Source organism: Brevibacillus reuszeri (assembly GCF_001187725.1).
Lineage (GTDB): Bacteria > Bacillota > Bacilli > Brevibacillales > Brevibacillaceae > Brevibacillus > Brevibacillus reuszeri.
The window spans coordinates 716063-736126 of record NZ_LGIQ01000011.1; the positions used below are offsets into that span (position 1 = coordinate 716063).

The window sequence follows — 20064 nt, forward strand, 5'->3', positions numbered from 1 at the left end:
AACAAAAAATAAAGCTGCCCGTCTCTTCAGCAAGAAACAGGCAGCTTTTTTCTATCGTCAATCCTTAGTTTTTCACCAAGAGAACTTCTTCAACAGGTGCATATGGGAGATTGTGTGTATCAGCAACTGCTTTATACGTTACTTTACCAGCAATCACGTTTACACCTTTTGCCAATGGCTTGTTGTCGCGAATCGCTTGCGCATAGCCTTTGTTAGCCAGTTGCAGCGCGTAAGGAATCGTTACGTTGGTCAATGCCAGAGTGGATGTACGTGCAACTGCACCTGGCATGTTCGCTACTGCATAGTGGATAACGCCATGCTTTTCATAGGTTGGGTTATCGTGAGTTGTAATGCGGTCGATGGTTTCGATAGAACCACCTTGGTCGATCGCAACGTCTACGATTACGGAGCCTGGTGACATTTGTTGCACCATTTCCTCTGTGACCAGACGTGGTGCACGTGCGCCAGGGATCAGTACTGCACCCACCAACAGGTCTGCCTTTTTCACTGCATTCGCAATGTTGAAGGAATTGGAGATCAGTGTTTGTACGCGACCTTGGAACAGGTCATCCAATTGACGCAAACGATCTGCGTTTACATCGATAATGGTAACGTTCGCACCCAAGCCCAGTGCCATTTTCGCTGCGTTTGTACCTACGATACCGCCACCGATGACAACTACCTCACCTTTTGGCACACCAGGTACGCCACCGAGCAATACGCCTTTACCGCCGTATTGTTTTTCCAGGAATTGTGCACCGATTTGTACGGACATGCGACCCGCTACTTCGGACATCGGCATCAGAAGTGGCAATGCACCACTGTCGAGCTGAATCGTTTCGTATGCGATTGCAATTACTTTTTTCTCCAGGAGCGCACGAGTCAGCTCAGGCTCTGGAGCGAGGTGAAGATAAGTGAACAAAATAAGGTCTTCACGGAAGAAGCCATACTCGGATGGAAGCGGTTCCTTAACTTTCAACACCATGTCAGCTGCCCAAGCATCAGCTGCTGTAGCCACGATTTCCGCACCTACTGTTGTATAATCTTCATTCGTAAAACCGCTGCCCATACCAGCATTGTTTTCTACACGAACAGTGTGGCCGCCCTGAACGAATGCTGCTACACCTGCAGGAGTAATCGCAACGCGATTCTCGTTATTTTTAATTTCTTTAGGAATTCCAACGATCATGATAGGTAGTCCTCCTTGGAAAGCCGTTTTTTATGAGAGTAGTATCATTGTACAGCTATTTTTACGTGCTTTTCCTTGGGGATTCCTTTAATTTTAGCAACCTACTATTTGTGAAAACCCACAAACGAACTACTGTTCCTCATTTAATTTTGCCATTTTCAGCTCTAAGTAAAGGGAGGCTCGCTGGTTCATATTCTCCAAATCGACCTGCATAATTTCCTCGATACGGCGCAGGCGATAGCTCAACGTATTGATGTGGATATGAAGACGCTGAGCAGTCACATTGACCTTTCCCGCTGCGTCCAAAAAGGTTTCCAACGTTTCCTGCATGGCTGTCTGATTGTCGCGGTCGTATTGCTTCAACAGCTCGATCCGCTCATTCTCATAGCCCTGCTCCTCGTCCCACTGCTTGCACTTGAGCAAATACCGATAGATTCCCAGCTCCTGATACCCGTGGATACCGGCAATTTCTCGCGGGAACAGCTTTTTGATCTTTACGACCTGCAGCGCTTCCTGGTAGCTTTTCACAATCTCCATATACGTTTTGTAGCCTCGTCCATATCCGGCGATGACTTGCCCTTCACTGACATGCGTCTCCAGCTTGCCCAGCGAATCGGAAAGAAATTGCTCGACCTTGCGAATCAGCACGTTGCTTTTCTCTTTTTTGGCTTCTGTAAGACCGATCAGCAAAATAATCTGCGAGCCATCCACTACCCAAAACAGCTTGTCACGCATCAAAAGTGGGTACAAATATTGATCCAGCCGTAGTCCGGCGGCTTCGATGATACAGATCAAATATGAGGGCGGCAGATGCATTTGCAGGCTTTCTGCTTTTTGCCGAATGATTGCCTCACTTTGATGATTGCCCAGCAGCAGCTCCCACAAAAACTCCTTGCGTCGCTGCTCCTCAGCCTTGCGCTTCCCTTGCCTTTGAATGAGCCGTGAGACAGCCGCTTTTGCCGCTTGGCGCAAAATTTCATCATCGTCACGGGTAATGGGCCGATTTACTTCCTGTGCCCAAATGTAGCCCAGCACATCGTTTCCACGCCGAATGGCAATCGCGACCCTTTTGCCCAGACCAATCTCGTCCTTGGCGGGAATATGCACAGGGTCATCCTGCGTCAGCAGTTCCTGAAACACACCGTCCTTCCACAAACGGGTCAAGACCTTTTCCGGCACTCTGCGTCCCATAATCGTCGACCAGCGCGCCTGGTCTGTACTGTCACCATGCGAGCTGTAGGCAATCAATTTGTGGTCGGCATCCTCCACGGTTATCGGATTCTGCAGCAGGTCTCCGATCACATCTGCTAACTCATCCATATCGGCATCTTGGTATTGCTGAAAATAGTTGGGCGACACTGACAAAATCCCACCTCTTTACCGCACTAGAATACATATGGTTCTATTATACAAAAACTTTGCGTTTCATTCTTTACTTATAAGCGTTCACACAGAGAAATCGAACACGCTCACAAGTCCGGTTCAACCAATTGTGAGGGGTTGAGGACTCCATATGGATACTATCGCCAGGATGCAAATCATGCTCCTCTTCTCCCAGAAGCAGCGTGAGCACGCCCTCCAATACATAAACGAATTCTTGTCCCTTGTGCACAAACGGAACGCCTTTGTCTTCGTGCGGCAAAAGCGTCACAAGGATGGGCTCCATTCCTGGCATGGCGAGGCTCCCCGACAGATCTTCAAAAAGAAAGGGAAAGTCACTCTTTCTCAGCAAACGCTCATCTTTTCTTCTCACACTGTTTTTGACATGAGCAGAATCTTCCGAAAAAAAGTAGCTCGGACTAACCTCTAGCGCCTCTGATATTTTTTTCAATGATTCCAGCGTAATGGACGATTTGCCCCGTTCTACCTGTGACAGGAAGCTGATGGATAGTTCCGTCTTTTCAGATATCTGCTTGAGCGTTTTTTTCCTCCCCATACGGAGAGCTTTTATCATTTTACCTATTGTAGTTTCCATGTAATTATACCTCATCTGAAAAGGATTAACCCGGCTGCACCGTGCTTTCTAGCGGAATTGCGGGTTCACTTATCCAGATACTAATTAGTATAATTCTTATCTGGATTAAAATTATCATACCCTTTGTTTGACAAAGGTGCAAAGCTTCGGAGGCTCTGATTTCTTTTTTCTACAAAGGAATTTCCAGGAAGAAACCTTTTCCTATTGATACAAATTCCTATACATCTTATAATCTTTACTATTATCACCTACAGCAAGAGTTATTTTTTTCCTCAACAATTGAAGTGCCACTTCAAATACTACGTAACATAGCGAAGCTCTTCCTAGAAAGGATGAATCGAACATGCTTGTACTCAGCAGAGAGAACATTGAACAAATTTATTCAATGAAGCAATGCCTGGAGGATGTAGAACACGTTTTTCGTGAACATGTGCAGGGACGCGTCGTTACCCCTGTTCGAACAGCCATCGAGCATCCAAAATACGAGGCTACCAGTTTGTTCATGCCTGCCTATCTCGAATCAGATGACTATGTGGCAGTGAAGGTCATCAGCATTTTCCCGCACAATCATGAGCACGGAATCAAGGCGCTTCAGAGTGTGATTCTGTTGACTGAAGCCAAGACCGGGCAACATGTAGCCATGATGGACGCCAGCTTGCTGACTGTTATGCGCACGGGGGCAAGCAGCGGTGTTGCAACCAAATACATGGCAAAAGAAGATGCACGTATCTGTGCTGTTCTCGGCTGCGGTGCCCAAGCGATCGGTCAGATTCAGGCTGTCATGGAGGTCCGTGCTTTAACGGAGATTTATTTGTACAATCGCACACGAGCCAAAGCCGACGAGATGAAGGAACAATTGCACACCCTCTATCCGGACTGGAAAGGTGAAATTCACGTTGTTGAGGATGCGAATCAAGCGGTCGAAAACGCCGATATCGTGATTTGCAGTACCAAAGCAACGACGCCACTTTTTGACGGAAATCGCTTGAAGCCAGGTGCTCATATTAATGCGATTGGCGCATTCCTCCCTCATATGCAGGAGGTTGATCTGACTACCCTGCAGCGCAGTGCAAAAGTTGTTGTGGACACACTGGAGGGCGCAGAACACGAGGCTGGTGATTTGTTGATCCCGATCAGTCGCGGTGAGTGGAGCTTGAATCAGCTGCACGCCGAGCTGGGAGAAATACTCGTCGGTAGCAAAACAGGACGCGAGCATGCAGAAGAAATTACTCTCTATAAATCGGTTGGTATCGCCTATCTGGATACCGCGGTAGCCAAGACCGTCTATGAACGTTCCAAAGCCGCAGGTCTGGGAACCGAGATTCGTTTGTAAAATGAACTAGGAAGCCGCCATTCCACTAGGGAGCTGGCGGCTTTTCGTATGACTACACCAGACGCGAAACCGCATCTAATATTTGTTCCTTCTGAAATGGCTTGATGACGAAGTCACTCGCTCCCGTTTGCATCGCTTCCAGTACTTTTTGCCTGTGCCCGATCGCAGAGAGAATCAGCACCTTGGCTTCCTCATCGTAATTTAATATTTCTCGCATCGCCTCAATCCCATGCATGACGGGCATGGTGATATCCATTGTTACAATGTCAGGCTTGAGTCGTTTGTACTGTTCTATCGCTTCTAATCCATTGCTTGCCTCTCCACAGATTTCATGTTGCCCAGACAGCATGTCGGTCAACATTCGTCTCGTAAAGGCAGCGTCATCTACAATTAGCAATCGGGCCACGGTGTCCTATCCCCTCGCATCAGTCTCGCTCGCTTCTACTACCTACTTTTGCAGAAATTCATGAGCTTGTCCACGAGAGAAAATGACTTCTTTTGTCGAACGATTTACGAAATAAACCCAATTTTCTCGGTTGACGAAGAGCCTTCACCCTCCGAAACTGTCGTACTACCCTGTGAAGCCTGTGGACTCTCCGGTTTCGGATGAGGGGTTGTTTCTCCGATCTCTGGCAATTCCACTTGTCTCACTTCATCCGGAATTTGAGGCTGCTGTATTTCGATCCAGTCTTTTTCCACGTTGGTTGGCTCCCTTCTTTTCCCTGTCAGGACGTATTTTCCTCTTTATCCTGTCCTGTCTGTCCCATTCCATGCACACCCGCCAATGTTCTGTCATTCACTCTTTTTCCCAGCAGGGGAATTTCCGATATAATAGAAATGTTTCTTTTTGTCGATATTACACGTATTTCTTATATGCACCTATTTTCCGTTGGAGGATTCACCCATGCCTAAGCTACAACTATTCCCTGTCTTGTTTGCCGGTTTAGTCGTCGGGCTGCTTTTGCTTATTACCAGTCAGTTTATTACCAGCATGAAGCATATTCGGGATCTAAACGAACGAGGGACTACGCCGGAAAAATTGCGTGTTGCCCTGCTTCTCGAGGGTCCCAGCTACGATCAGGGCTGGAATAGCAGTGCGATGGAAAGTATCACTGAAATGCAAAAACGATTCGGCTTCTCTCTGGAAATCTCCAGTCACATCAAACCCGATCAGATTACGGCAGTCGCTGAAAAGTTCGCAGCCAACGATTACGATCTGATTCTCGGTCACGGTGTCATTTTTTCAGAGCCGTTTTCTTCGGTCGCTCTCAAATATCCACATTCGCACTTCGTTTCCTTTAATGGCACAGCTCCTCATAAAAACCAGACAACGATTCGCTACGATATGAAACCAGCCGGATATCTCGTCGGCATGCTGGCAGCCAAAATGTCCAAAGCGAACAAGGTGGGCTACATACTCGTGGATAAACCCCCGGAGATGGCTCAGGAAAAAGGCTTTCGTGAAGGTGTCAAAAAAGCATCTCCAAAAACAAACGTCGTTGTAAAGAGCGTCCCTGATTTTAACGACAATGCGAACGCGATTCAGGCTACACAGCAAATGATTGCCCAGGGAGTCGATGTCATTTACACCACGGGTGACAGCTTTAATCTGGATGTGATTACCGAAGCGCAGCGTGCCAAAGTGTACACGATCGGATATATAGCCGATCAGCGGTATATCGCACCGGATTACGTGCTCACATCCTTGATCCAGGATGTCCGCCAATGCTATCGCATCATAATGGAACAGTATATGGAAAACAAGCTCCCGAGCGGAGAAGTCATTTACGGGCTTGCGGAGGGAGTCAACCGTCTGAGTCCATTCGGTCCCATGGTACCTGAAAATGTTCAGGAAGAAATTACACGTGAGGTAAAACGGCTTACACAGCCTCACACTTCATTTGGAGGATAATTGGCATGTCCGTGTTTAGCAATCTGGGATTCCAGAAGAAAATGATGCTTAGCTACCTCGTCATGATGCTTTTAATCGGCTGTATTACTACCTTGTTCAGCTATCAGATGACAAAAGTCACTTCTGATGAAATGCATCTCACCCAAAAGGTGTTGCCGCAGACAAGCGCTCTTTTGGAGGTAAAGAATCAGATCTACACCAAGACATACGCCTTGAAGACGTATACGCTGACTCGCGACCAGTCCTATCTCGACCAGTATTATACGAATCTCATTGATAGCTCTCGCTTTGCTTCCGTTGAACAAACGAAAGAAAACAGTGAATTGTTCTCCATTATTGAGTCCATCTCCAAGCTGGACTTTATATTCTTAAACAAAATCAATCCGCTTTTACAAGCAAATAATGTCCCGGCCGTCAGCTATGTGTTAACCCATGAGGTACAGCCGTTGATGGATCAGCTGGAGCGCGACCTCTCCTTTTCACTCAATCAGCTCGAATACAAAACGAACAAGGAATTTCAACGCACCAATGACAGCATCGAGGTCTCTCTCATTTTGACCTACTCGGTATCCGTGGCTTCGATACTGTTTGGCTTGTTCTGCACGTTTTATTTTCGCAAGGAGCTGCTGCGCCCTATTGAATCGCTCATGCAGCAAGCGCGTGTGGTCTCCAAAGGTACATTTGGACAGCAAATCGTCTACAACAATCAGGATGAGTTTTCGGAGCTGGCACAGGAGTTCAACAAAATGTCCACCAGTATCGCCAGTCTGTTTGCACAGGACGAGGAGCAGCGTCACATTTTGACAGAAGAGAGAAACGTACGTGAGCAAATTTTAAACTCGCTTCCCATCGGTATCATTACGCGTCCCTATGCTTCTGGTGACTTTAACGTCAATCAGTTTGCCAAGCATCTCGTCAAGCTCGACAACGATGGTTATCCGGTAACGAAGGATTCGTTCGAGGCTGCATCCGGGACTGAAAATGCACCATGGTTTGTAAATCGCAAAATGACGCTGTTTAAACAGGATGATACCCCGTTCATCGCCTTGGTTTCGTACATTCCACTGCACAATCATCAGCACGGACAGGAAACCGGATGGATGGTCGTCTTTTTGGATATTACAGAGCAAGAGCAGCTCCAGGAATATTTGAATCAATCCGAAAAACTGGCGCTGGTCGGACAACTCGCCGCTGGTGCTGCTCACGAGATTCGCAATCCACTGACGGTCATCTACGGCTTTATCCAGCTGCTTGAGCAGCGCTTGTCTACGGAGGAGCGCGACCTTCACTACTTGCCACTGATTTTGCAGGAGATCGAGAGGGTCAATCGTATCGTCACAGAGCTGTTGATGCTGTCCAAGCCTTCGCAGCCAGACTATCGGGAAGTGACACTCACCAGCGTTGTTCATTCCATCCTGCCATTGATGAATGCCGAAGCAATGCTCCATGGAATTGAAATCGTGGATGGCTGCGATCCAGACATTCGGATTCATGTCGATGTAGAGCAATTAAAGCAAATCCTGCTCAATTTGATGAAAAACAGTATTGAGTCCATGAAAGAAGGCGGCATTCTTGTCATCGAAAGCCACCTGGACGAAAAAGCTGTGCATATTCATGTTCGGGATACAGGCGAAGGAATTTCACCTGAGTATCTCGTCCGGATTTTTGACCCCTTTTTCTCCTTGAAAGAGGACGGCACAGGGCTTGGGTTGCCGATCTCCCGCCGCATGGTGGAAAACCATGGCGGAGAGATGAAGGTAAACAGCAAGGTAGGAAAAGGAACAGAAATCATTATTTCACTGCCGATCAAACCGAACGATGATTAATGGCTGGCCATAGGTGCTGTCTGACTATCCAGCCATGCGAACATATTTCGTGTATAGATTTCGATATCTTCTCCCTTGAACAAGTGGCTGGCGCCTTCTGCCAGCCATATTTCATGCGGCTTTCCAGCTTGCTTCAGGGCACGCTCCAGTCTGTAGGCGTGCTCGATCCCTACATTCTCATCGGCTGTTCCGTGAATGATTAAGACGGGACAAGTAATCTCATCAACACGCAGCAACGGGGTACGATAGCGGTACCCTTCCTCCTGCTTGCGGGGATGACCGATGAGCCTGCGCAGCATCCGTCTCAAATCGACCCGTTCCTCGTACGTTAAAAACATGTCGCTGACCCCTGCCCAGACAACAGCTGACAGCAATCCTTCACACTCCATAGCTGCAAACAAAGCCATCACTCCCCCACGGGAAAAGCCGTACACACTGATTCGCTGTCTGTCGACTCCTTTGACCTCTCGCAGTGCTGCATAGGCGGCAAATACATCGTGACGATCCTCACCGCCAAATTCGTCGCGTCCTTCTCCCCCTTCATTGCCACGATAATGAGGCGCAAGAATGACATAGCCAAAAGTGGCCATCTGACTGATCCGCTCCGGTCTCACCTGGCCTACGCTCTTGATTCCTCCCCGGCAATACAACAGCGCAGGCAACGAGGCTCCCTCCTGCATGAAGACTTCCGGAACTGCCAGTGCAGCGTAAACAAGCAAGCCCTGACTATAGTAGCTGACGGTATATAAGCGAACCCCTGGTATAATCGATTCCTCTGGGGTAACCGCGACGAATGGAGAAAGATCCAGCTGCATGGTATTAGAACTCCCCTCTTTCATGACTGCTTCTGGCAATGCTTTGCACAAGTGATTCCATCGAAGAAGACAGCCATTTCTTTTTGTGATAGATCAATTGAACGAAAAACGGCGGCTTGTCTGAATGAAAAGGCACGATTGTCAGCGAGCCATCTTTTCGCTCCCTCTCCACTGCCATCGCCGGCAACAGAGCCACCCCCATGCCACACCACACGCACTGCTTGACTGCTTCGGGATTGCTGAATTGGCAAGCAATCCGCTGGGGAATCCCTGCTTCGCCTAGCGCTTCCAGCAGCATTCCACGGTACGTACAGCCCTCCTCTGTCAGCACTAATGCTTCCCCTGCCAGATCCGCGATCGTAATCCTAGCAGATGCAGCAAGACGATGCTCATGCGGCATGATGACAACGAGCTCCTCCTGACGCACGGCATGCGTCACAAGCTCCGCATCTGTATTTTGTCGATCAAAAATCAAGCCAATGTCTAAATATCCATCCTTGATCTGCCTGACCAATTCACCTTCACTCGCTGTATGCAAAAGCAACTCGATATCCGGGAACTTTTTTCGAAAGTCTTGTAAATACGGTGGCAAAAAGAACGCCGCCAGCGTGTCGATCGTTCCAATTCGAATCGGACCATGTGTATGACTGCTGACCACCTCTTTAGATTCCCCATAAAGACGTGTCAGCTCTCGTGCATACGGAAGCAATGTCCCGCCAGCCTGAGTCAATCGCAGCCCTCGTCCATATCGTTCAAAAAGCGGCGCCCCATACGACTGCTCCAGCTTTTGCATTTGCGCGGTAACCGTTGGCTGTGCATAACCGAGCTGCTCTGCTGCACGGGTAAAGCTGCCCCATCTGGCTACTTCACAAAAGGTATGTAAATAAAGAAGCTCCATTCAGCCGGTTCCTCCTATAGAAATGAATGATGCTACTTATCAAATAGTATAGATAACTGTGATGATAAATACCATGCTATGCTAACCCCATCAAACAAATGAGGAGGATGCTTCATGTCATTGGTACTTAGTACCCCTGCCGCTCCAGCTGAAAATGCTCGTTATCATTTTCTTTCCAAGCTCTCTGTAGAAACGGATGTATCCGATGTATGGAACGACCTGCAAAATGGCATCACTGATTTTCAAATCGTCGATGTCCGCGGTGAAAATGCGTATAACGACGGTCATGTACCAGGGGCGATTCATCTTTATCATCCACATATCTCCCCAGAGTCGACCGCTACTCTGGATCGATCCAAGCTAGTCGTCGTCTACTGCTGGAGTCCTGCCTGTTATGGAGCTGCCAAAGGCGCTGCTAAGCTGACTTCTCTCGGCTTTCAGGTAAAAGAGATGCTGGGCGGCATCGAATACTGGATACGAGAAGGAAATCCGATAGAACGATGCAGTGAATAGCAAAAAAACACAAAAAGGACGGGGAGAATCCCGTCCTTCTTAGTATCCCAAGGCTTAGTAGCCACGTTTTGCGTTCTTTTTATTGATAGTCGCAAGGTTTTCTTCGCTATGCTTCATCCATTTTTTCATCTTGTCCTCGAAAGAAGCTCCGCTCTCGCGTCTTGCATTTCCTCCGCGGTCGCCTCCACGATATCCACCGCCACGGCGCTCTTCACGTTCCGGACGCTCAGGCGCAGGGAGTGCGGCGCGAACCGAAAGCGAGATTTTTCCTGCATCATCAATGGAGAGTACCTTAACCTTTACTTGTGCCCCCACGGTAAAGTGATCATTGATATCCTTAACAAAACCGTTTGCTACTTGGGAAATGTGGACCAGCCCCTGCTCGGTTTCGCTGACTGCTACGAACATCCCAAACGGTTTAATCGCTGTCACCTTTCCTTCGATGATGCTTCCCACTTGTACTGCCATCCAGTTTGCACTCCTTTTATCATTTACGAAAAATGGTGAGAGACCAACCTTACCCTCATTCTCCTAGTATAACAGAGAAAATCAAATACTGAAAAGCCTATTCTTTCTAGGTCGAGCTATCGAAGTGTACGCAAGATAGCTCATACGCATCAGCAGCCATGATAATTTCTTCGTCGGTTGGTATTACCATCACCTTTACCATAGAGTATGGTGTGCTGATAAACGCCTCTCCCTTACAATTGCGATTTGTCTCTCTATCGAGAATGATCCCAGCAAATTCCAGACCTGTGCAGACCATTTCGCGCACAACAGCATTATTTTCTCCTACACCTGCTGTAAAAATAATCCCGTCTACGCCATTTAATCTCGCAAGATACAGGCCGATGTGCTTATGAATGATCGTTGTGTACAATTCCAATGCTAGCTGACTTTGATAGTGTCCTTCCTCTGCTTTGGCCATCACTTCGCGCAAATCATTGGAAACACCGGAGATGCCCATCAGTCCGCTCTTGTTGTTCAGTATTTCAATCGCACCGGTTGTATTCGTCTGCTCGATTTCTTCGATGTAAGGAATAATGCCCGGATCGATATTGCCGCTGCGCGTACCCATAACAAGCCCGGCGAGCGGTGTCATACCCATCGAGGTATCGAATGATTCCCCGTATTTGATTGCTGTGATGCTGACTCCGTTCCCGATATGGCAGCTGATCAAGCGCAGCTGTTCTTTTGGCCGGTCCAAAAGCTCTCCTGCCCGCCCCATCACATAGCGGTGCGAGGTTCCATGGAAGCCATATTTGCGAATGCCGTACTTTTCATAGTACTCATAGGGCAGGGCATACAAGAAAGAGGACGGCGGCATGCTTTGATGAAACGCCGTATCGAATACAGCCACATTCATTTTATCCGGGAAGATGCTCTGTGCAATCTCGATCCCTGTCAAATTAATAGGATTGTGAAGCGGAGCATAACGGGACAGCTCGCGAATCTTCGCTTTCACATCCTCATCTATTCTCACAGATTTGGTGAAGGTCTCTCCTCCATGAACGACACGATGCGCCACGAGATCGATAGGGAAGTCTTTTAATGAGTCGAAAATGCTCCGAATCGCATTCTCGTATTGATCACGTTCGATCTGCTGTAAATATCCTTGGGCCAAAATTTGTTTTTCAGGCATCTCGTACAGCTTGTATTTGACCGAGGAACTGCCGCAGTTTAGGACAAGTACGTTTTGTTTGGCTATCACGCTGTATCCACTCCCCTACTCTAAAAGCAACGATTCTTCTCACCCAAATGGTTAATGGTTGAGACACTCCCAGTTTATTACACTATCTCTTTCGTGGAAATATGTAAATGAGAGTAATTATCAACAACATCGTGACAGAACCAAAGGTATCTAATAATACATCTGCCACCAAACCAGCCCGATCCGGAGAAAACGTCTGGTGCCACTCGTCAAACACGGCTGTCATCACACTCGCAAATGCGCTCCAGGGCAGGGCAACCGCAAAGCTCGCATGATGGGAAATGACGCGAAACCAGCTGAAAGCCAGAAGCGCAAACACTGAAAAATGGGTTCCTTTTCGCAAAAAGAATTCGATAAAACCGGCAGTTCCCTTCTCCCCGACGCTAATTTCTTTGCCACCGTACGGAATTGCCACATCACCGATCCGATCTCCCCATTTTTCCTCATCCACCATTTTTGAAATCGTCCCCCGCAAATCCTGTTGAGAATACGGCTGGGAAGAAGAAATAAACAATCCGATCAGGATCGCCGCCAGCAGTAAATAGTCGAATACCCTCACATATCGGCGCACGCTTGATCTCCTCCATTGTTGTGTCTCTTTTCCTATTTTACATGAGGATACGAAAACTTCTACCGAGGCTTTTGGAAGCAATAGCTGTACTTGCAGGAAAAGACGCCAATCATTAGAGATTGGCGTCTTTCGTAGCGGACAAAGGCAAGAAATCTTCCTTTGCCAGCTCACTTTGTTGTTTGGTTCCGTGCCTCTCCTCATTTGAGCGCTGCTCGCTTCTGAGCTGTTTTAGCTGACGTTTCCGCATGGCTGCATCCTGGCGGCGAACCTGGTTGTTCTCCCACCAAACACGGATACGAAGGAGGAGTACAGCAAAGGAAAACTCACTCTGTGTCGCCTGTTTCACTTCGGCAGCGTACTGCATGCCTGGGATTAGTACGATCGCAGCAAATCCCGCAAACAAAGTCCCAACCAGAAGCGGACTTGCAAACGAGGCGAAAGCGTCTATGCCGCTTGACCAACCAAGCACAAGAGGCAGGCTGGCGATCGCCACCGACCCCAGCACGCTGAGCTGGCTAGCAAAAGCACGACTCGCCCCAGTCTGCACACCCGTCCAGATGCTTTCCTGCTCTGCCTTGGCCTGATACAGCTCATCGAGATGAACCAGCGCTTGCGATAACAGGACAGACAGTGCGGCAGTCATTCCGTAAAAAGCCATGACATTCATCGGGCGGTCGGTGATGAGCAGTCCCAACAGGACACTGCCAGACAAGACTGGCATCAGGATGAGGGCATACAAGCCGTCACGAATTCTGCGGTGCAGGAGCAGACTCGCCATCAGCACAGCAGCAGCAAGTCCAGCCAGCACGATCATTCTGCCGCCCCAATCCTTCTTGTCTGTTAGTTCCTCATCCAGTTTTTTCAGCTCATCTGCATTAAGAACACGATACCCATCCGGAATCTGAATTGTTTTTTGCATGTTCAGCGGAATCGTGTACGCCATCGTATCGATCCAGCCCGGGTTTGAAACTGCGCTGCTTACTTTGAACACGTACAAACCGTCTTTTCGCTCATAGACATTCGCAGCTTTGGCAATCGACCAATCTACCAGATCACTCAAGCGAACCGTTCCTTCAGGAGTACGAATCAAGATGTTCTTCACCTGATCGGGATGTTCCATCCATTTGTTCGGAAAACGTACATGAACCGCTACATTCCGATCATTCCACTGGACGGTGCCTGCGGTTTGATCGTCCAAATAGCTCTCCAGCTGACGCTTTATTTCATTTTCCGTTACGCGATAGCGAGCCAGCATATCCTGCTTCGGCCGGATGTCAAAGTGGGTTCCGGTCTGAGCGCTGCCTATTCTCTGATCCGTAATAATAGGAAGCCCTGCCTTGTCCGTGAATCTCAATTTTTGGAGATAGCCGAGAATCGAATTGGCAATGTCTCTCGTTGTCTCCAAAGAAGGTCCCTTTACAGTAAATTCGAGTCGTGACTTCGTATTCTCACTCACGACCAGCGCAAATGGGTCCGTGCTTGGAATACCGCGCAATTGCTTATCCAGCTCTTTTTCAAAATCGGTTGTGCTTCTCGTCCAGTCGTACTTATCAGCCAGTTGCAAATGAAAGGTCAACTGCTCACGTGATGCTTCCGTGTACAAATCATGCACTTCTGCCATTCCGCGCAGCCGTTCATCTGCAACCCCCGCAGCACGAATCGCATCATCTATACTGCTCTCCTGAACCATCTGCAAGGTTACCGTCTTTTTATTCGCTGCGGTCTGTCCGAAGGAGTCTACCGGGACAAAGGATTTAAACAGCCCGACAACGACCAAAGACAGCACCAGCGTAATTCCGAAAGGCAGGTAGCCCTGCCCTACGAGACGCTCCCAGCGGGAAATGAAAAAGAATTTTGCTTTTGTCGCTGATCGTTCTGTTGTTTTTCTTACTACTTCCCCTGCCAGCCAAGTCCCTGCCAGCGTCGGAATGATAAATCCATAGACAAGAAGGAGTGCGGCTGTGCCTAACAAAATCACTGGCCAAGCATCATAGAGCGCGACTCTGTCTTGTGCTTCGAGGAAATCTGTCATCATCAGGCATGCCCAGCCTGCTCCCAAGACGACGATCGTCAAGAGCAGCGGCTTCATCAGCCTCCACGCCTCTCGCAAATTGTCGGCAAGCGTATAGGCGGTTAGCCTTTGCAATCGATGAAATAATGAAGAGCCGGCACCTGTATACAACAGAGAAAAAAGAATCAACGGCCCCAGAGTTGAGAAGGTCAATGGTACGTTGCTGACCCACATTCCACCAAGTACGGTCCCCACACCAAGCACGTTCGCTAAAAGGGACAGCACGGCAACACTCGCTCGTCGATGGGACAAATAGAGAAAGAGACCGCTTAAGCAAGCTGCAAGTGCCCCAAGCAATGCTAACTGCCCAATTGCTCCTGATATCGGCTGGGCATCGTCCCAGGCGTCTGTAATGGTATACTTGCCGGCAGCATTTTTATTCAATTCCACAAGCGCTCTGGAGACCTCGGCGCGAATGGCAGGCATTTGCCCTACATCAGCCGCATATACAGAAATCCCGATTGCAGGAGAACCGTGATATACGTTAACGACATCCCCTTTGCTGCCACGTAAATCGCGAATATCGACCAACGTCTTTAGTGGAACATAGCCTTTATCAGTGGTGATGAGCTGCTTTCCTAGTCCTTGTGGCCCTTCCGACTGACTGGTCCATTGAAAAGTAGCCCGATCCTGATTTTTCCCTACACTTCCGAGCTGTTCACCAATCACGTCTCCTGGCAGCTGTCCCACGACATCTGCAGGGGTCAGCCCATATGCGAGTAGTATAGACGGTCGGAAAACAAGATCTACCTGCTGCAGGACACCGCTGTTATCTACATCAACACGTGCAATACCCGGCGTGCTGATCAGTTTTTCATAGATTGTATAGCGCGCGATATCCGAGAGTGTAACCAGATCAGCCCCATGTACAAGGAAATAGCCGATCCGACTGTCCGCCAGATTATCCTGACTGATGCTGTATTCCTTTACAGGAAGCTGCTTCGTGATTTCATCAAGCTTCTTTTCCAAGCGCTCCTTGTAATCTGAACCGATGCCCTCTGTCGTTTCGACAGTAATGGTTCCAGCACCTGTGCGAGAGGAGGTTTCAATCGTGGCTGCGCTGCCTAATGCACGTACAGCCTCCTCCACTTTTCGCGTCACCGTCTCGTCTACCTTATCCGAAGAAAGTCCCGGTGCCGTCAGGCTGATCGTATAAACCGGAACAGGTCGGTCAGGAAATGGCTTGATGTCCAAACGCAGTGCCGCCCCTATAGCCAGCAGGCAGCAAATAACCGCGAAAACTCTGGCAAGCGAAGGCAAAATGGATACGATGGTTTTGTTATTCATTCGAGACCTGCACCGCCTCGCCATCCACTACGTAGGAAAGTCCTGAGCCGACAATCTGATCACCAAGAGTAAGTCCTTCCCGTACTTCATAGAAGGTTCCGTACATTGCCCCTACCTTCACAGGCGTCTTCGTTACTATATCTTCTTTAATCTTCATCACGTAGTATTCTTCTTCCGCGACACCGACGCTACTAACGGGAACGACCATCGTGTTAGTAGCGTCAAGCTGATACTGGCACGTAACCGTCATGCCGCCCTTCCAACTTACATCGCTTCCGGTTACCGTCACTTCAACTGGATACGATCCCCGGCCCTGATCCATTACCGGGGAGACAAATGTGACCTTTCCCTCTGCCTCGCTGCCATCAGTGGCTTTCACCTTAACGGTTGCCCCTTGCTGCCAGTTGCCGATCTGCTCACTTTCTACCTGCAGCTTAACCAACCAGGAGGAGGTATCGACCAGACGAATGACTTCGCTGCCTGCAGCTGTTTGTTCAGACTCTGATTTGGTGATCGCTGCAATCACTCCGGAAAATGGCGCCTTCAAAATGGCATCTGAGGCGTCCTGCTTCGCCCGGCTTAGCTGAACGTTGGCTTGCTGCACATCTGCATTGGCTTGCTCAACATCCAGACGATCAGCTCCCTGCTTCAGCTTGCCCAAAGCAACCCGTTCCTCCTCCAGCGTAAGCTTTGCCTGCCGCTGGGCCAGAGCAAGTCGGTCCAATTCATCCTTGGCAATCGCTCCACCTTCGAACAGTATCCTAGCCTGTGCATGCTCTCGTTCTGCCTTTTGTAAGGTTTCCTGCGCCTTTTCTATTTGTAGCTGCTGTGTTTGAAGCACATGGCTTTCTGGGCCCTGAATCGCTTTGCTCCGGCGGATATTCGCACTTGCGACCTGTCCCTGTGCCGCATTTATGCCTTGTTGCAAAGCTGTTTCATCCAATGTAGCCAAGGTCTGTCCTGCCTTGACGGTTCCTCCCTTTTGCACGAGGATGCTTGCAATCTTGCCAGAAGCGCCAAAAGACAGAGCAAGCTCCTGACGCGGCGAGACAACACCTGCGACTTCCATCGTCTTCGCTTCCGCATTTTCCTCTACGGTATAGGCGTTGACTGTTTTCAGCTTGATAACGCTCTCTTCCTCTATCTTTTTCAATTGGGCTACACTCTCTTCCAGCTTTTCGCAACCTGCGAGCAGCACAGCCACGACGGCGAGACTGATCCACTTTTTCATACGTTCCACCTCAGCAACCCCACATTTTGCGCCAAAAACTCTTTCTACTAGGAAGAATAATAACTGGCAAAATATATTTTACAGAAAAAAGGAACTAGTTGTATCACTTTTCTGTCATTTTTTATATTTTTTTATTATTGAACATCGTCTAAAAAAAAGGGGCATCCAGTTGATTCGTCTCTTTTTTGTAACTCACATGATGTATGATTGAATTGTGAAAACGTTCAAGCAGCTTCGGGCTGGCTTGTTAGCGCTTTCAAGCATTTCGGTTCGTTATTTTTTCATGGTGGGAGTGATCGTCATGGCAAAAATTTACACATCCTATGCTGATATCGTGGCTGATATCCACGATAATGCTACTTTGCTGGTGGGCGGATTTGGCCTGGTAGGGATTCCAGAAAATTTGATCATCGCCCTGCGTGACAAAGGCGTTAAAAATCTTACAGTCGTCTCCAACAATTGCGGTGTCGATAATTGGGGTCTTGGTCTGTTGCTGCGGGAAAAACAAATCAAAAAAATGGTTTCTTCCTATGTGGGGGAAAACAAGGAGTTCGAGCGGCAGTTCCTCTCTGGCGAGCTGGAAGTTGAGCTGACTCCGCAAGGTACACTGGCTGAGCGTGTGCGTGCTGGCGGTGCTGGCATTCCTGCTTTTTATACTCCTGCTGGCGTCGGCACTCCAATTGCGGAAGGTCGTGAGGTACGCGATTTCAACGGCAAGGAATATTTGCTGGAGCACGCCATTACAGGTGATTTTGCACTCATCAAGGCATGGAAGGCAGATAAAATGGGCAACCTCGTGTTCCGGAAAACAGCGCAAAACTTCAATCCGATGATGGCAGCAGCCGGAAAAATCACGATCGTGGAAGTGGAAGAAATCGTAGAAATCGGCGAGCTGGATCCAGAGCATATCCATACACCGAGCGTATATGTCCAGCGTGTCATCCAGGCTCCATCGTTCGAAAAACGGATCGAGCGGCGTACGGTCCGCTCCTAAATAGACATCTAAAAAAAACCTTATCGAGAACTTTTCAAAGATGAGCGACCGCGTTTTAGCGGAAGGTTTTTATGCCCTCTGGAATTCATAAGCGTAACGCTTATAAATTCCTACACGTTAATCTTGCATTTCAAGGGAGGAAACAGATATGTCGCTGACACGTGAACAAATCGCTACTCGTGCTGCTCAGGAAGTCGAGGATGGCTTTTATGTGAACCTCGGGATCGGGATGCCCACTCTTGTAGCCAACTACATCCCGGAAGGAAAAACGGTCGTGCTGCAATCAGAGAACGGTCTTTTGGGAATTGGTCCGTATCCGACCGAGGATGCTCTGGACCCTGATCTGATCAATGCTGGTAAAGAAACGGTCACTGCGATTCCTGGCGCAGCTTACTTCTCCAGTGCTGAGTCGTTTGCCATGATCCGCGGTGGTCATATCGACCTTGCGATATTAGGCGCGATGGAAGTATCTGCCGCGGGTGATCTGGCAAACTGGATGATCCCCGGTAAAATGGTAAAAGGCATGGGCGGTGCCATGGATCTGGTACACGGTGCCAAAAAGATCGTCGTCATCATGGACCACGTCAACAAGCACGGCGAAACCAAAATCCTGAACGAATGTGCCCTTCCGCTGACAGGGAAAAAGGTCGTGAATCGCATTATCACAGACCGCGCTGTTCTGGATGTGACGCCTGAAGGTCTGGTGCTTGTAGAGGTCGCAGAAGGCTATACGGCAGAAGAAATTCAAGCGTGCACACAGCCAAAGCTGATTGTATCTCCCGATTTGAAAACAATTGGACTGTAAAACAAATAAGCGATCTCATCCCTTGTGCGGAGAGATCGCTTTTTTTTGTGACAGCATTGATGGTTAGGTATATATCACAGCTCAACCAAATTAACCCAGCATTCTCTTATAATAAAAAGATAAGACAATAAAAATCGGTAATGTACACCCTAAGTACTCTATAGCCAGGAGGGAAATCATGCAAGATCTACTAGGTAAAGCAATTTTAATAACAGGAGCAAGCTCAGGAATTGGACGGGCTACAGCCGAATTACTCGCGTCTAAAGGCGCACAGGTCATCGTTAACTATCATACCAACGAAAAAGGAGCTTTAGAAGCCGTACAATGTATTCAAGAAAATGGCGGTGAGGCGATAGCTATTCAAGCTGATGTCACCAATAAAGATCAAGTTCATGCAATGGTTGATCGTGCTCTAGCATCTTTTCGTACAATTGATGTTTTGATTAATAATGCTGCTGGAGGTATCCGTCAGAGTACATTTATGGATGCAAGTGAAGAATTGTGGGAAGAAATATACAGACTAAACATTATTAGTGTTCTTTTGTGCTCACAGGCTGTATTAAAGCATATGATCCCCAGAAAAAAAGGCAAGATAATAAATATATCTTCAACAGCTGCTCGCATCGGAGGTGCTGGTGAAAGCATTCATTACGCTTCTTCTAAGGGAGCCTTAAATACAATGACTATTGGAATGTCCAGAGAATTAATCGAGTACGGAATCATTGTGAACGGCGTAGCACCTGGGGTGGTTGAAACACCCTTCCATGAAAAATTTGCTCCCCATGACGATCGTCTCACTCGTATGTCTTCTACCATACCTATTAAGCGAATAGCCAAACCCGTTGAAATAGCTGAAAGCATAGCTTTTCTTTCGTCCGATGCATCTAATTATATATTGGGCGAAATCATCAATGTTAGTGGCGGAAGATAACC

Annotated in this window: 19 protein-coding genes; 7 read left to right on the plus strand and 12 right to left on the minus strand. The window is 48.3% G+C overall.

The annotated features are described in order from the left end of the window. Positions 1–64: 64 nt before the first annotated feature. The 3 genes from ald to ADS79_RS28460 all read right to left on the minus strand — a co-directional run bounded on the left by ald (position 65) and on the right by ADS79_RS28460 (position 3164). Entirely contained in the window at positions 65–1189 is a 1125-nt protein-coding gene (gene ald / locus ADS79_RS28450; protein ID WP_049741820.1) for an alanine dehydrogenase, read from the minus strand. Positions 1190–1318: 129 nt separating this feature from the next. Next, positions 1319–2554 carry a PucR family transcriptional regulator gene (locus tag ADS79_RS28455; protein WP_049741821.1) on the minus strand — a complete coding sequence of 412 codons (1236 nt, stop codon included), beginning with the start codon at positions 2552–2554 and terminating at the stop codon, positions 1319–1321. Between the two features lie 67 nt (positions 2555–2621). Beyond that, positions 2622–3164, minus strand: coding sequence for a helix-turn-helix domain-containing protein (locus ADS79_RS28460; protein WP_049741822.1), 543 nt, complete (start codon positions 3162–3164; stop codon positions 2622–2624). Between the two features lie 343 nt (positions 3165–3507). Here ADS79_RS28460 and ADS79_RS28465 point away from each other — a divergent pair, with 343 nt between their 5' ends. After that, positions 3508–4497 carry an ornithine cyclodeaminase family protein gene (locus ADS79_RS28465; RefSeq protein ID WP_049741823.1) on the plus strand — a complete coding sequence of 330 codons (990 nt, stop codon included), beginning with the start codon at positions 3508–3510 and terminating at the stop codon, positions 4495–4497. A 52-nt stretch (positions 4498–4549) separates the two neighbouring features. Here the strand turns inward: ADS79_RS28465 and ADS79_RS28470 are convergent, their stop codons facing one another. Both ADS79_RS28470 and ADS79_RS28475 read right to left on the minus strand, forming a co-directional pair. After that, the gene (locus tag ADS79_RS28470; RefSeq protein WP_049741824.1) at positions 4550–4903 is read right to left on the minus strand and encodes a response regulator; all 354 of its coding nucleotides are present in this window, start codon (positions 4901–4903) and stop codon (positions 4550–4552) included. A 104-nt stretch (positions 4904–5007) separates the two neighbouring features. After that, the gene (locus tag ADS79_RS28475) at positions 5008–5196 is read right to left on the minus strand and encodes a hypothetical protein (RefSeq protein ID WP_049741825.1); all 189 of its coding nucleotides are present in this window, start codon (positions 5194–5196) and stop codon (positions 5008–5010) included. A gap of 205 nt (positions 5197–5401) precedes the next feature. On the opposite strand from ADS79_RS28475, the gene ADS79_RS28480 reads away from it, so the two are divergent. Both ADS79_RS28480 and ADS79_RS28485 read left to right on the plus strand, forming a co-directional pair. Continuing rightward, positions 5402–6409, plus strand: coding sequence for a BMP family ABC transporter substrate-binding protein (locus ADS79_RS28480; protein ID WP_049741826.1), 1008 nt, complete (start codon positions 5402–5404; stop codon positions 6407–6409). 5 nt (positions 6410–6414) lie between these two features. Further along, positions 6415–8235 carry a sensor histidine kinase gene (locus ADS79_RS28485; protein WP_049741827.1) on the plus strand — a complete coding sequence of 607 codons (1821 nt, stop codon included), beginning with the start codon at positions 6415–6417 and terminating at the stop codon, positions 8233–8235. Here ADS79_RS28485 and ADS79_RS28490 read toward each other — a convergent pair. Together ADS79_RS28490 and ADS79_RS28495 are read right to left on the minus strand one after the other, a co-directional pair. Continuing rightward, entirely contained in the window at positions 8232–9050 is an 819-nt protein-coding gene (locus ADS79_RS28490; protein ID WP_049741828.1) for an alpha/beta hydrolase family protein, read from the minus strand. The genes ADS79_RS28485 and ADS79_RS28490 overlap by 4 nt on opposite strands. A gap of 4 nt (positions 9051–9054) precedes the next feature. After that, the gene (locus tag ADS79_RS28495; protein WP_049741829.1) at positions 9055–9948 is read right to left on the minus strand and encodes a LysR family transcriptional regulator; all 894 of its coding nucleotides are present in this window, start codon (positions 9946–9948) and stop codon (positions 9055–9057) included. 114 nt (positions 9949–10062) lie between these two features. Between ADS79_RS28495 and ADS79_RS28500 the strand changes: the two genes are divergently transcribed. Then, entirely contained in the window at positions 10063–10461 is a 399-nt protein-coding gene (locus ADS79_RS28500; protein ID WP_049741830.1) for a rhodanese-like domain-containing protein, read from the plus strand. 54 nt (positions 10462–10515) lie between these two features. Here ADS79_RS28500 and ADS79_RS28505 read toward each other — a convergent pair whose 3' ends face one another. From ADS79_RS28505 to ADS79_RS28525, 5 genes are all read right to left on the minus strand, one after another. After that, complete coding sequence (locus tag ADS79_RS28505) at positions 10516–10929, minus strand: S1 RNA-binding domain-containing protein (RefSeq protein WP_049741831.1); 414 nt, start codon at positions 10927–10929, stop codon at positions 10516–10518. Between the two features lie 106 nt (positions 10930–11035). Continuing rightward, complete coding sequence (locus ADS79_RS28510) at positions 11036–12172, minus strand: acetate/propionate family kinase (protein WP_049741832.1); 1137 nt, start codon at positions 12170–12172, stop codon at positions 11036–11038. Positions 12173–12254: 82 nt separating this feature from the next. Further along, on the minus strand, positions 12255–12743 hold the full coding sequence (locus tag ADS79_RS28515; protein ID WP_049741833.1) for a VanZ family protein: 489 nt from the start codon (positions 12741–12743) through the stop codon (positions 12255–12257). 112 nt (positions 12744–12855) lie between these two features. Beyond that, complete coding sequence (locus ADS79_RS28520) at positions 12856–16101, minus strand: efflux RND transporter permease subunit (protein ID WP_049741834.1); 3246 nt, start codon at positions 16099–16101, stop codon at positions 12856–12858. Beyond that, positions 16094–17332, minus strand: coding sequence for an efflux RND transporter periplasmic adaptor subunit (locus tag ADS79_RS28525; RefSeq protein WP_049741835.1), 1239 nt, complete (start codon positions 17330–17332; stop codon positions 16094–16096). The genes ADS79_RS28520 and ADS79_RS28525 overlap by 8 nt, the downstream gene beginning before the upstream one ends. Before the next feature lie 301 nt (positions 17333–17633). Here ADS79_RS28525 and ADS79_RS28530 point away from each other — a divergent pair, with 301 nt between their 5' ends. The 3 genes from ADS79_RS28530 (at position 17634) to ADS79_RS28540 (ending at position 20062) form a co-directional block, all read left to right on the plus strand. Then, a complete protein-coding gene (locus ADS79_RS28530; RefSeq protein ID WP_049741836.1) occupies positions 17634–18326 on the plus strand; it encodes a CoA transferase subunit A in 693 nt (230 codons plus the stop codon). A 148-nt stretch (positions 18327–18474) separates the two neighbouring features. Then, positions 18475–19131 (plus strand): CoA transferase subunit B, encoded by a 657-nt coding sequence (locus ADS79_RS28535; RefSeq protein WP_049741837.1) that lies wholly within the window; start codon positions 18475–18477, stop codon positions 19129–19131. A gap of 178 nt (positions 19132–19309) precedes the next feature. Beyond that, positions 19310–20062 (plus strand): SDR family NAD(P)-dependent oxidoreductase, encoded by a 753-nt coding sequence (locus tag ADS79_RS28540; protein WP_049741838.1) that lies wholly within the window; start codon positions 19310–19312, stop codon positions 20060–20062. The last annotated feature ends 2 nt before the right edge of the window (positions 20063–20064 follow it).